At 60.9% G+C, this 12,376-nt stretch carries 15 protein-coding genes; 8 read left to right on the top strand and 7 right to left on the bottom strand.

The annotated features are described in order from the left end of the window. Nucleotides 1-97: 97 nt before the first annotated feature. Together ACMGFL_RS04965 and ACMGFL_RS04970 are read right to left on the bottom strand one after the other, a co-directional pair. Nucleotides 98-688 (bottom strand): RPA family protein, encoded by a 591-nt coding sequence (locus ACMGFL_RS04965; RefSeq protein ID WP_436934428.1) that lies wholly within the window; start codon nt 686-688, stop codon nt 98-100. Further along, nucleotides 689-1,624 carry a replication factor A gene (locus ACMGFL_RS04970; RefSeq protein ID WP_436934429.1) on the bottom strand — a complete coding sequence of 312 codons (936 nt, stop codon included), beginning with the start codon at nt 1,622-1,624 and terminating at the stop codon, nt 689-691. It lies immediately after the preceding gene. 196 nt (nt 1,625-1,820) lie between these two features. Here ACMGFL_RS04970 and ACMGFL_RS04975 point away from each other — a divergent pair, with 196 nt between their 5' ends. Then, nucleotides 1,821-2,099, top strand: a complete 279-nt coding sequence (locus ACMGFL_RS04975) for a DUF7091 family protein (RefSeq protein WP_436934430.1) — start codon at nt 1,821-1,823, stop codon at nt 2,097-2,099. 73 nt (nt 2,100-2,172) lie between these two features. Then, nucleotides 2,173-2,403: a hypothetical protein gene (locus tag ACMGFL_RS04980; protein WP_436934431.1), complete on the top strand. Its 231-nt coding sequence runs from the start codon at nt 2,173-2,175 to the stop codon at nt 2,401-2,403. Between the two features lie 245 nt (nt 2,404-2,648). Here ACMGFL_RS04980 and ACMGFL_RS04985 read toward each other — a convergent pair whose 3' ends face one another. Continuing rightward, nucleotides 2,649-2,843 carry a cold-shock protein gene (locus tag ACMGFL_RS04985; protein ID WP_436934432.1) on the bottom strand — a complete coding sequence of 65 codons (195 nt, stop codon included), beginning with the start codon at nt 2,841-2,843 and terminating at the stop codon, nt 2,649-2,651. 184 nt (nt 2,844-3,027) lie between these two features. Between ACMGFL_RS04985 and ACMGFL_RS04990 the strand changes: the two genes are divergently transcribed. Together ACMGFL_RS04990 and ACMGFL_RS04995 are read left to right on the top strand one after the other, a co-directional pair. Beyond that, the gene (locus ACMGFL_RS04990; RefSeq protein ID WP_436934433.1) at nt 3,028-4,557 is read left to right on the top strand and encodes a beta-N-acetylhexosaminidase; all 1,530 of its coding nucleotides are present in this window, start codon (nt 3,028-3,030) and stop codon (nt 4,555-4,557) included. A gap of 127 nt (nt 4,558-4,684) precedes the next feature. Then, nucleotides 4,685-6,436, top strand: a complete 1,752-nt coding sequence (locus ACMGFL_RS04995) for a glycosyl hydrolase family 18 protein (protein WP_436934434.1) — start codon at nt 4,685-4,687, stop codon at nt 6,434-6,436. 38 nt (nt 6,437-6,474) lie between these two features. Here ACMGFL_RS04995 and ACMGFL_RS05000 read toward each other — a convergent pair whose 3' ends face one another. The 3 genes from ACMGFL_RS05000 to ACMGFL_RS05010 form a co-directional block, all read right to left on the bottom strand. Beyond that, a complete protein-coding gene (locus ACMGFL_RS05000; RefSeq protein WP_436936420.1) occupies nt 6,475-7,113 on the bottom strand; it encodes an alpha/beta hydrolase in 639 nt (212 codons plus the stop codon). A 200-nt stretch (nt 7,114-7,313) separates the two neighbouring features. Then, nucleotides 7,314-8,231 carry a mechanosensitive ion channel family protein gene (locus ACMGFL_RS05005; protein ID WP_436934435.1) on the bottom strand — a complete coding sequence of 306 codons (918 nt, stop codon included), beginning with the start codon at nt 8,229-8,231 and terminating at the stop codon, nt 7,314-7,316. Then, entirely contained in the window at nt 8,228-8,476 is a 249-nt protein-coding gene (locus ACMGFL_RS05010) for a YhbY family RNA-binding protein (protein ID WP_436934436.1), read from the bottom strand. Before ACMGFL_RS05010 ends, ACMGFL_RS05005 begins: the two co-directional genes overlap by 4 nt. Before the next feature lie 111 nt (nt 8,477-8,587). On the opposite strand from ACMGFL_RS05010, the gene ACMGFL_RS05015 reads away from it, so the two are divergent. From ACMGFL_RS05015 to ACMGFL_RS05030, 4 genes are all read left to right on the top strand, one after another. Next, nucleotides 8,588-8,779, top strand: a complete 192-nt coding sequence (locus tag ACMGFL_RS05015; protein ID WP_436934437.1) for an HEWD family protein — start codon at nt 8,588-8,590, stop codon at nt 8,777-8,779. Nucleotides 8,780-8,837: 58 nt separating this feature from the next. After that, on the top strand, nt 8,838-10,097 hold the full coding sequence (dinB, locus tag ACMGFL_RS05020) for a DNA polymerase IV (protein ID WP_436934438.1): 1,260 nt from the start codon (nt 8,838-8,840) through the stop codon (nt 10,095-10,097). Between the two features lie 143 nt (nt 10,098-10,240). Next, a complete protein-coding gene (locus ACMGFL_RS05025) occupies nt 10,241-10,816 on the top strand; it encodes an LURP-one-related family protein (protein WP_436934439.1) in 576 nt (191 codons plus the stop codon). A 143-nt stretch (nt 10,817-10,959) separates the two neighbouring features. Next, nucleotides 10,960-11,532, top strand: coding sequence for a hypothetical protein (locus ACMGFL_RS05030; RefSeq protein WP_436934440.1), 573 nt, complete (start codon nt 10,960-10,962; stop codon nt 11,530-11,532). Nucleotides 11,533-11,628: 96 nt separating this feature from the next. Here the strand turns inward: ACMGFL_RS05030 and ACMGFL_RS05035 are convergent, their stop codons facing one another. Further along, nucleotides 11,629-12,261, bottom strand: a complete 633-nt coding sequence (locus tag ACMGFL_RS05035) for a sensor domain-containing protein (protein WP_436934441.1) — start codon at nt 12,259-12,261, stop codon at nt 11,629-11,631. Between the last annotated feature and the right edge of the window lie 115 nt (nt 12,262-12,376).

Here is a 12,376-nt window from a genome sequence, read left to right on the forward strand (position 1 = left end):
TTTTCCATACTGTGTTCTCATCGTATTTAACCGTTTGTCAGACGCGTGTCTGTCAGTGGGGGTTGGCCCCGGTCCCGAAAAAACGCGCCCCGGTGGGCTAGTCGGCGCTCGCTTCCGGCGATTCGAGCGTTTCGAGTGCCTCGACGGCCGCCCGCCGGTAGTTCTCGACCGGCAGGTCGTAGGTCTCCTTCGCGAGTGAGACGTACTCGTCGGGGCTATCCGCGTTGAAGGCCTTGATTCGCTCGATGGTTCGTTCCGCGGTTTCGACGACCCAGCGGTCGCGCGTCGCCTCGTCGACCGCCGAGATCGATTCCGGCCGAACGGAGACGTTCACGTCGCCCTCGTCGGTCTCGTAGGTCCGGGGCTTGCCGACGACCGCAACGTACTCCGGCGGTTCGAGTTCGCGCAACATCGACGCCGCGTCCGGCTGGTACTGCCCGGCGTAGGTGTAGTAGGTGTCGCCGTTCGGGTCGACGACCCGGCCCTGCCAGTACTCGGAGTCCTCACCGACATCTTCGGTTTCGGTGAGCGTCCCGACGATGAACACCCGGTTTGCCTTCGCTCCCGTCGGCAGGAGTGCGAAGTTGGGCGCGCGCTCGTCGTCGCTTTCTTTGAACGTGTAGGTCGCGTCGTTGAACTCGCGGGCGAACACGCGCCGCGCGACTTCTCGGGTCGGTGTACTCGCCATCTAGATCGACCTCGCTTTGATGAGGGTTGCTTCAGGATCGGCTGGCTCAGTCTGTTGGGTCACCTCGTCCGCGAGGACGTACCGACCGAAGGTCGGCCCGACGACGTGGTAGTACCGCCCGAGCGTCTTCTCGCGCATCTCGTCGGCCACGACAGACGTGTCGAGTGCGTCCATCGCCATCTCCTGGGCCTTCTCCAGCGTGATGCCCGTCACTTCCTCTGTGGTTTCGCGGTCGAAGATGACCTCGTGGACTTCGTTGCCGTCGTCGATGACGCCCTTGATTCGCAGGTCGAATTCGCCTTCGACTTCGCCGTGTTCGGAACAACGCCCGTTCTGCAGGACGCGCGTGCAGTCCTCTTCGGGACAGCGCTTGATCAGTCCGGACCCGGACTGGATGTCGACGAGTGCGCCCTCGATTTCGGCCGCGTCTTCGCCGACCTCGATATCCTCGTCGAGTTCTTCGATTGTCGTCGTCCGGTTGAGTTTGACCGAAAACCGGCCCTGGTACTCGTCGGTGACGACGTTTCGGAGGTCGTAGACCTGCCCCTCTGTCAGATCTTGCAGATCGGATTTCGACCACTTGGTGAACTTTATCGTGCCCGTCTCGTCACCGAGCAGACCGACCTGCGCCACCGCGTCGCTCTGGGCGTCCCAGAGATCGACGACCTTGGCCGTCAGGTCGACCCACTCCTCGGGGCTGTCGATGTCGGCGATTTCGACGCGGTCGTTCCCGCCACCGCCAATCTCGTCCCGGTCCATGTCGGCCTCGTCGAGGTAGGTGTTCACGACGCTCCGGCGTGCCTCGCTCGTTGGCACTTTGTACTCTTCGGTGAGCGTTCGGAGTCGCTCCTCTATCTCGTCGACCGACACGTCGAGACGGTCTGAAAACTGTTCGTGTATCTCTACTGCGTGTGTACGCAAATCTGTCTCTGTCATCGGGTTCTCACTGTCTCCGCGTGGTTTTCGGTGGGAGACATACGCCGATTGGTTCTCTATCGTATAAAAACCTCCGCAAGCGGGGTGAAAGTGGTCGCTCCGGGATGGCGAGGCGACGCTGTGGTTTGTCTTGGCCTTGACTCTGTGTTAGTGACGTGGACGATGGACATTTGTGAGTCCCACCCAAAGGGAGGGTATGAGCGACGGGGACCGGATATCGCGCTTGCTCCGGACGAAACTCCGCGGCGCGGGCCGTCAGTACGCGGAGGCGCGTCAGGCCTTCGACGACGGGCGCATCGAGGGACTCGACCTGCCGACACAGGAGGGCAAAGCCCGTATCGTCTGTCGCCGTCACGCGGAACAGCGCACGGTCGAACTCGACAGCGACCTTCGCCCGTCCTGTTTCGATGCCGACCACCCCGACTGTCAGGGCTGTGTCGAAGATATCCGAACCGACTGTATCGAAACATGGTGATTCACCTGTTCAGCGCCCTTCGGGACCTGTCGATAGGACAAACGATTTACTCACGGCGGGTGAACAGCGACCGATGAACCCCTTCGTCCGATTCTGGCTTCTCAGTCTCTCCCTGATCACGGGGGTCGCTGCGCTGGGTTATCTGTTTCTTTCCTTTCTCTTTCCCGGGTCCGGGATCGTCGCGGACAATCCGAACGTTCGCCTTGCCGTCACCATGATCGGAGTCACTGCCCTCGGTGTGTTCGTCTGGTCGTTTACCTTCGCCGAGACTGCGGAGTCCGCTCGCCCGATACGACGGAACTGATACTGTCGGCTGTACCATCTCGAAAATACTTCGCCACCGGCGTGGGGAATATTTTTACGCACGTACAGCCGACAGTATGACGGCTCTCTTGGTGACGTCACTCTCGAAATAGTAGGGTAGTAAAATCGGGTCTCCCGTCTCGTCTCACGACAAGACGGTCATACTGTCGACTGTAACATTACGGAAATATTCGCCATACCGGTGGCGAATTCTTCCGTACTTACAGCCGGCAGTATCAGGAACCGTTAGTTGCGGACGACGTTCGTCGCGCGGGGGCCCTTCGGAGCCGATTCGATGTCAAATTCGATCTCTGTACCTTCTTCCAGATCCGGGCCGCCGACGTCTTCCATGTGGAAGAACACGTCCTCGTCCGCATCCTCTGTCTCGATGAATCCGTAACCGCCTGTGTCGTTGAAGAAATCAACCGTACCTTCTGCCATTACGAATACACAGATGCGAGACGCACGTATAACTCCTCCGATGTTCGCTTCCTGGTGAACGGACAGCCGGGCAGTCGGGTAAAATTCTACCCACGTTGATTGTTTTGGGCTGTCGACATTCGCAAGACACAGGCGTGATAATCGGGCCCTTGCATTTATACTCCACCACTCGGAACGGTTGGCCATGGCATCTGAGACAGATGACTACGGTGTTACTGAGGGGACAACAGAGCGGTCGCTCGGGGACGTGATTCCAAAGCCCGTCGACGTGACCACACATCCGTCGGAGTACGAACTCACGTCCGAGACAGCGATCGTGGCTGACGGGGACGCCGCGGCGGACGTGGCAGCATATCTTGCTGACCTCCTTGGGCCTGCAACTGGCTACGACCTGACTGTGAAACACGGAGCGGAACCCGCTGCAGACAGCATTTCGCTGTTGCTGTCGGGGACATCCGAGTCACTCGGCGAGGAAGGCTACGCACTCACTGTCGACGAGGGCGGTGTCGTCGTTCGAGCGAACGAACCGGTCGGGCTATTCTGGGGGGTGCAGTCACTCCGGCAGGTGCTCCCCGCGGCAATCGAGAGTAACTCACAGGTGGATGAAGCGTGGACGATTCCCGGCGGGGAGATCAGCGATTCACCGCGATTTGCCTACCGCGGCGCTCACTTCGATGTCGTCCGGCACTTCTTCGAGGCAGCAGATCTCAAGCAGTTCATCGACTATCTCGTCCAGTACAAGATCAATCACTTCCATCTCCATTTGACCGACGACCAGGGCTGGCGCATCGAGATCGAAAGCTGGCCGAAACTGACAGAACTGGGCGCGAACACGGAAGTCGGCGGCGGTGAGGGGGGCTACTACACACAGGAGGAGTACACCGATATCGTCGAGTACGCACACGACCGGTTCGTGACGGTCGTTCCGGAGATCGATATGCCCGGACACACGAACGCGGCGCTCGTCTCCTATGCCGAACTCAACCCCGACGGCGAGGCCGCGGAGGAACACACCGATATCGAGGTCGGGATCAGTTCACTCGCCGTCGACAAGGACATCACCTACGACTTCATCGAGGATGTCTTTGCCGAACTCGCCGAACTCACTCCCGGACCGTATTTGCATCTGGGTGGGGATGAGGCCGATCCTCTCGACTCCGATGAGTACAACCGGTTTATCGACCGCGCGCTCCCGAAGGTTCAGCAGACCGGAAAACGGCCGGTCGGCTGGCACGAAATCCTCAAGGCAGAACCCCCGACAGAGACTATCGGCCAGTACTGGGCACCCGGCCCCGACGGGGAGGGGACAGACGTCGTCGGAGCAGTCGAGAACGGCAACGAGTTGATCCTCTCGCCAGCGAGCCACACGTACTTCGACCTGAAATACGACGAAGACACCGAACTGGGGCTCGACTGGGCTGGGACTGTCTCCGTACAGGACGCGTACGACTGGGACCCGGGAACCTACGCCGATGGCGTCGAGGAGGATGCGGTAATGGGCGTCGAGTCGGCGCTGTGGTCAGAGACGATGGAGACGATGGACGACGTGGAGTTCATGCTGTTCCCGCGCCTTCCGGCACTTGCCGAGCGTGGCTGGTCGGCCGCGTCGCGAGACTGGGACGAGTTCAGCGACCGACTCGCAACACAGGGCCCACGTTGGGCGACTCAGGACATCAACTTCTACCGCGCGCCGGACATCGACTGGGCTGAGTAGCGTTCACCAGAGACGCATCGCTCTGTCAGACCCCAATAATTAATACTCTTGATTGATACTCACAAGGTAGGCACTGTGGACGGGTCGCGGTGTGGGGATCGCGTCCCTGTGGGGTGCCGGGGTACGAATGAAACGCAGAAACCTACTCAAATCGGTAGCAGGTATAGCAGGCATCACAGGCGTATCGGGGCTGTCAAGTGCCACAGACTGTAGCGATCAGTCCGACTGGGCGGCGAGCGCAACCTACACTGGTGGGGATCAGGTCGTCTACGACGGTACACTCTACGAGGCTTCGTGGTGGACACGCGGCGACGAGCCAGGTGCGAGTCAGTGGGGACCGTGGGAGGAAGTCGGCTCCTGTGACGGGAACAACGACGGCGACTCTGACGAGGGTAGGGACGGCAACCCCTGTGCAGACATCAGTCAGTGGGACTCTGGGAAGACCTACACCGGTGGCGACAGGGCCGTCTTCGATGACTCGCTGTGGGAAGCGTCCTGGTGGACACAGGACGACGAACCCGGCGCGAGCCAGTGGGGCCCATGGAAGGAAATTGACTCGTGTGAGTCTGATTCAGAGCCACAGCCACCGGAGGACGACGTAGATGCTGTCGTCGACGTGAATGCGACAGAGATCGAAGTCGGTAAACAGGTCACGCTGGACGCCAGCAACTCCACCGGCGACATCGACACCTACACCTGGACTGTCGGTGACAGGGAACTCACGGGTGTCGAAACGACTACCTCGTTCGAGGAAGTGGGAACATACGAGGTACTTCTTACAGTGTCTGGAGCAGACGGTGAGACTGATTCCGCATCGACGACAGTCACAGTCGAAGAGGGGAAAGACACGCCCGACTGGGACGAACACCCGGTGATGGGCTACGCTGGCAGCGGGAACGTCAACAACGAGAAGGTGACCCACGACATTCGAACCTTCGCGTCGGTGAGCAATGACGGTACCGTCAATCCGCCGTGGGGTCTTAGCTCCGAGCCGAACTCGAAGGTTATCCTGTCAATCGGTGGCTGGAACAACTCCGATGGGTTCCCACAGACTGCTGAAGACCCGGCGAGTCGCGAGCGATTCGCCAGCCAGTGTGTCGAGATCATGCGCGAAAACAACATCGATGGCGTCGACCTCGACTGGGAGTTCCCCGGTGATTTCGGCCCGGACGGACTGTACTCGCCGCCGGACGATGTGCAGAACTTCACGAAACTCGTCGCAGAGTGTCGTCGCCAGTTCGACGAGGCGGCCGCCGAAGACGACACAGAGTATCTGCTCACGGCGGCGCTCAACGGCACCATCGAGATGCTCGAACCGCTCGAACACGACGAACTCAGCGAGCACCTCGATTACGCGAAGATGATGACCTACGACTACAACTCGCCAGTCTTTGTCGACAACACGAACCACAACTCCCCGCTGTACACGAATCCGAACGTCCCTGCGGGCCGCGACGGATCGATCCACAAGTCGCTGACGTACATGCTCGATCAGGGCTGGGACCGCAGTCAGGTCGTGATGGGGCTTGCTTTCTACGGCCGGGTGTTCCAGGGCGTCCAGAGCAGCGACAACAACGGGCTGTTCCAGCCCGCATCAGGGTCTGGGACTCCGATGTCGTTCAACGAGATCGACGACCTGATTGGCCAGGGCTTGACAGACCACGAACGCTACTGGGACGACGAGGCCAAAGTCCCGTATCTGTTCGATGGCGACGAGTTGATCAGCTACGACGACGAGGAGTCAATTGCAACCAAAGCCGAGTACGCACGGGAGAACGGCCACCCGATCATGTTCTGGGCGGCCGGACACGACCCCGACGAAGTGCTACTCGATACCGTCAACGACACGCTCGACATGCGCAACCGGTACGGAAACTAAGGACGACGCCGACTCGCTTTTTCGTTTTCGGTCCCGAACTATTCACTGACGAGCGACGTGACCAACTCGCGCAGATAGTCGAGTTCGTCGTCGTTGACAGTGTGGCCCATCCCCTCGTAGATGCGCTTGTCCACGTCGCCGTCGAGGTCCTCGAAGACGCGTGCAGTCTCCTCGACGCGTTCGAGCGGGATGTGCGGGTCGGCGTCGCTACAGCCGATGAATACTGGTGTTCCGTCGAGTGACCCGTCGTAGTCGCGCGGCGTCCCGTCTGGGCCGATGACGCCGCCGCTGAAGGCGACCAACCCGCCGTAGCGGTCGGCGTTGCGCGCGAGAAATTCGCTGGCGAGACAGGCCCCCTGCGAGAAGCCACAGAGCAGGATTCGCTCGCGGGAGATTCCCGCATCTCGGAGTCGGTCGACCGCAGTTTCGACTTTCGCTAGCCCCGACGAGAGTCCGGGTTCGTTCGAGTCGATCGAGGAGAGAAACGAGTTTGGATACCACGTGTTCCGTGCGGCCTGCGGTGCGAGGTAGGCCATCCCCTCCGCGTGGACTTGCTCGCCCATCTGGAGGATACTCCGGGCAGTCGCTCCCCGCCCGTGTACCAGCACGCCACCAGCGGTCGCGCTGTCCAGATCAGTACCGCCCGACAGGATCGGCTGGTCGTCGTGTGGCTCCATCGTCAGATCGCTCTCGTTGGGACTGTCCGGGCACACTCTGTCGCTTTCGTTTGCGGTCGGGACCACGTCTGTTTCTCCATGGTCAGCAATCGAGTCCCAGCAGAAAAACACCTCCGTTCATACTGTCGGCTGTTCCATGTCGAAAATACGTCATCATCCGAGGTGGCGAATATTCGTACGTACAGCTGACAGTATCCGAGTTAGTCGGTCGGTTCGACGAGTCCGTCGACCGACTGGAGTTCGAGACCGCCGCCGATCGTGCGGTTCGGATAGGGGATGTTGATATCCTCCTCGTCGAAGCGCTCCTTGACGCGCGTGACGTACTCACCGCGCGTTTTCACGAAGTCGGCACGGCTCGGGTCGGCGATCCAGATGCGCGACTGGAGACCGACCGAGGAGTCACCGAGTTCGACGAGTCGAACCGAGGGCGCTGGGTCCGAGAGGATCCCCTCGTGATTTTCGGCCTCTTCGATGATGATCTCGGTTGCCTTCTCGATGTCGTCGTCGTAGCCGATTCCGAAGACGAACTTCAGTCGAAGCCTGTCTGCATCGACCGGGTTCTTGATCACGTCGGCCATCAACTGGCCGTTCGGCACGGTCAGCAGTTCGTTGTCGAAGGTGCGGACGCGGGTGACACGGAGGCTGATGTCCTCGACGACGCCAGCGTTGTCGCCCCACTCGATCCAGTCACCAATACGAAATGGCTTGTCGGTGAAGATGAAGATCCCGGCGACGAAGTTTCTGATCACGTCCTGGAGGGCAAAGCCGATTGCAAGTGTGGCCGCTGCGGCGATGGTCGCGAGTGCAGTCAGAAAGCTGCCGAACCCGGCCATGCCGAAAGCGACGGCGATGGCGACGAAGATGACCACGAAGGAGACGATCTTCTGGAGCGGCTTTTTCGCGTGTTCGTCCAGCCCGCGGGCGTTCAGCACTCGGTTGAACAGCGGCCTGACGACGACTTTTCCGATCAGGTAGACGAGGACGAACGCGGCCACGAACATCACGATCGACGCGGTAACGCCCGAGTAGTCCGCGCTGAGCCCGAGATCTTCGAGGAACTCGGCGACCGGACCAGTCTGGGCGACGACGGCGGAACCGACCGCGCCAGCCACGCTCATCGCTCCATCACGGCCGTGTGGCCACGTGTTCTGACGACAGTCGCGCCGACAAGATCAGCGAGTTCTGCTGCCAGCGTCTCCGTATCGGTTCCGCCGCGGGCCGCCCGCAGAAACTTCACCTTCACGAACTCACGTTCCTGCAACTGATCCGACAGTTCGTCGCTGACGGCGTCGATACCGTTTTTCCCGACCCAGACGGTCACTTCGAGTTCGTGGATCCGCTGGTCGCGGCTCGTGTTGCTCATAGTACCACTATTGCGGACTGAGAGCGGTTAAAAGTACGCAATCGAATAGAGCTGGTCAGACGATACGGCGCACCCGCACAATTCAAGACGATTGCCGCGTCACAGTGTACTATGGTCACTATCGATCCGCCCACAGAGCGGTCGTGCGAGCGCTGCGGGCGCGAGGAGGTATGGAACGCCACCAAACAGACCTGGGTCGTGGCCGACTCCGACGGCGACGACGACCCACCGACGGGCACACCGCACTGTCTCCACGAGTGGGACGTGAGCGGGAACTACAACCCGATCCGAACTGATAGCTGAACGACACCAGACGACGGGCGCATATGTTTTTAGTTTTCTGGGCGCGTACGGGAGAGAGATGGGTCACTCCGGGCGATTACCGGGCGTCACGCGCGACGAGCAGGTGATCGCGCACGTCGATATGGACTGCTTTTACGCGGCCTGTGAGCGACTCCGAGAGCCAGCACTTCGCGGCGAGCCAGTCGTCGTCGGCATGGGCTATGAACCTGGAGGCAGCGATGGTGCTGTCGCAACCGCGAGCTACGAGGCACGCGAGTTCGGTGTCGAGAGCGCACAGGCCATCTCTACCGCACTGACGGAACTACCCCGAAAGATCGACGCGGCAAACGACGACTCCCTGTCCGTCGAGGAAGCAGGATTCTATCGCCCCGTCGATATGGAGTACTACGAGTCGGTCGCAGCGGCTATCAGAGAGATACTGCACGAGCGGGCAGACACCGTCCGCGAGGTGAGCATCGACGAGGCGTATCTCGACCTGACCGACCGGTGTTCCTGGGGCGAAGACGTTCGCGCGTACACGGGTCAGATCCGGACTGCGATCGAGGAGTCGGTCGGCGTGATTGCGAGCGTCGGCGTCGCGCCGACGATGAGCGCGGCGAAGGTCGCGAGCGACCGCGAGAAGCCCGACGGACACGTCGTGGTCGAACCCGGAGACGTTCGGTCGTTCTTTGCTGACCTCCCCGTCGAGGACGTCCACGGCGTCGGCCCGGTGACCGCTCGCGAGTTGGCGGAGTTGGGTATCGAGACGGCTGGCGACCTCGCTCGTGCAGACCCGGCGAACCTCGACGACCGGTTCGGGGAACGCGGCGTTCAGATCCACCGCTACGCACGGGGCGACGACGACCGACAGGTCGAGCCGATGGGTCAGCCAAAGAGCCTCTCCCGGGAGTCCGCCTTCTCGGAGACGACGCGGGACGAGCAGCGACAGCGAGTGCGAATCCGCGAACTCGCGAGCGCGGTTGCTGACCGCGCAAACCGTAAGGAACTGCTCTATCAGACCATCGGGGTGAAGGTCGTTTCGCCGCCCTTCGAGGTGCAGACCCGCGCCCGGTCGCTCCCGGGACCGGTCTCCGACGCCGACCTCGTCGAGGAGGTTGCACTCGACCTCTTTGCGGAATTTGCGGGCGACCGGGTCCGAAAGCTTGGCGTTCGTCTCTCGAAGCTCTCTGACGGCGACGACCAGCCTGCGCTCACCGCCTTCGAGGGGGAGCAGTCTCCCGCACCCGATCAGGATCATGCGAGCGAGAGTGTGTCGAGTTCGACCGGCGGCGACGATGACGAACTGGGGTGCGGACAGCGCTCGCTCACCGACTACTGACGTCGCTGGCAGACCGCGTGTTTCACTGGGCGAAACGCTGGCTTCGGGTTCTTCACTCTGCTCTTGCTACTCCTGCGTGAGTCATGCGGTGCCGTCCCCGCACTCTGACGACCGTTCGACCACTGAACCCACGGAACTGACCGATGACACACGATATCCCGAACATCGACCTCTCAGATGATCGCTACACCGTCGAACAGAACCTGGTCCGGAACAAATACGAGGCCCTCGACGCCGACGGGAACACCGTTCTCAGGGGGAAACAGGAGACGTTCACGCTGAAGGAACGCTTCCCATTTCTCAACGCCGACGGTGAGGAAGTGTTCACGGTCCAGGCTCAGCAGATCAGAGACTACGAGGGTGAGTACGTCCTCTCTGAATCTCAGTCCGGCGAGGCGCTCGTCGTTCTGGAGCACGACTATTCCCTGCTCGAGCAGGTCAAGGGGATCACGTGGAAGATTCGCGACGCCGAGACGGACGCGCTTATTGCCGAGATCACTTCCCGAAAGTTTGTCGGGCTCGTCCGAACCGGTCTGCTCGGGAATCTGATCCCACACAAGTACGAGATCACGGACGCTGACGGCGGTCACGTCGGTACAATCTCGGGGGAACTCTCGATGAAAGACCGCTACGAGATCGAGCTAACTGATACGGAAACCGTGCCGAAAGAGCCAGTCCTCGCTGCCGCGATGGTTATCGACGCCATCGAGGGGAACTGAACGCGGTTTCCGTGATACGTAGCGAACAGCCGTTAGAACGCTCTCCAGTCGGTTCTTTCACGATGTTTACCACGCCCTCGACTCAAATCACCATTTGACTCTGTTTTGCCCTTTTTGTGGGTGGGTTTGTAGACCTTGATGTAATGCAACGAACTGTACTCGCCCTCCTGGCGGCCCTCGCAGTGATGCTCGTGGCCGTCGGCGGTGCGGCAGCGATCGAAAGCGGAACTGCGATATCTGACGACCAACCGGACAACACGACAGACGACGGCGCCGACGTGGGGGTCTGCGTCGTCGGCGCGGATTCTCCCTGTAACGACGCGTCCGACAACGGCACAGAGCGGATCGGAGATGATACTGACCACAGATCAGACAAAGGGTCAGAGCGGATCGGATCGAACGATTCGGACGGGAGTGGTCAGATCTGGATCCCAGAGGATCAGAACCGCGACGGCGAAATCGACGACCGGTTCACCGGCGATGACGAGACGTCTGCCGACGCTGGGATCTGCGTCGTCGGTGCGGATTCGCCCTGCAACGACGCTGATTCGGACGATGCAGGCGACCGGATCGGATCGGACACCGGCTCCGACGAAACCAGTCGCATCTGGATCCCGGAGGATCAGAACCGCGACGGCGAAATTGACGACCGCTTCCTCGGTGACCAGGCGACTTCACTCTGGCAGTTTGCACTCGGGTTTATCAGTCAGTTCTGACGCTCAGACCCGTTCCACGTCTCGTTGTCTGTGTCGCTCCGTTCCAGTCGGGAACACGACTAGCCCAACAGCCTCTCCGGGATCCACAGCAAAAGATTAGCTCAACAGCCCCTCCGCGATCTGGGCGTTCACGTAGGCGAAGGCGTTGCTGACGTGCAGGGAACCGACGGCGAGCACCGCACCGAGTGGCATCGCGACGTACGCCGGAACCGTGTCGAAGGTGACTTCGTCCGAGTTGATGGAGATTTCGACGACGTCGGCACCGAGCGGCGCTGTCAGCAACTCCACCGCGATGCCGAGCGTGAACGTGAGCAACACGAACGCGACGACGCCGACCCAGAACTTCACCATGAGAAAGCCGACCGACCGCCAGGTCGAGGCGGCTTTGAGATACAGTTTGACCGTCCCGAACACCCCCGCCCGGTCAGTTTGTAGGTCGTCCGGGTCGGCTATCTCGGTCCCGAGCAGCCTGTTCGCCAGTCTGCGCTCGAAGCCCGCGATTGCCCTGACCCCAAGCAGCGTCACGAACAGGATGCCAATTCCGACCAGCACGACGCTGAGGAGAATGCCAGCGACCAGTCCGAACACGACCAGACTCTGATACACCACCCCGAGCGGGAACGCGAGACCCAGATACAGCAGGTTCGAGTAGGTCTGTCGCTCCGTGACGATGCCGAGGGCGTTCCCGAGCGACTGCGCCATCCCGTGAGTCCCGTCTGAACTGCTCATTATCGATCCCAACCGTTCGTCCCGATAAAAGAGACGGGGCGAGCGTTTCCGGCAGAGAAACGCTGGCGTCAGCGACCGCAGGGTGTTTCTGAGCCAGAAACGGTGGATGCCGATT

Origin of the sequence: Halovenus marina (assembly GCF_051414115.1) — an archaeon.
Classification (GTDB): domain Archaea; phylum Halobacteriota; class Halobacteria; order Halobacteriales; family Haloarculaceae; genus Halovenus; species Halovenus marina.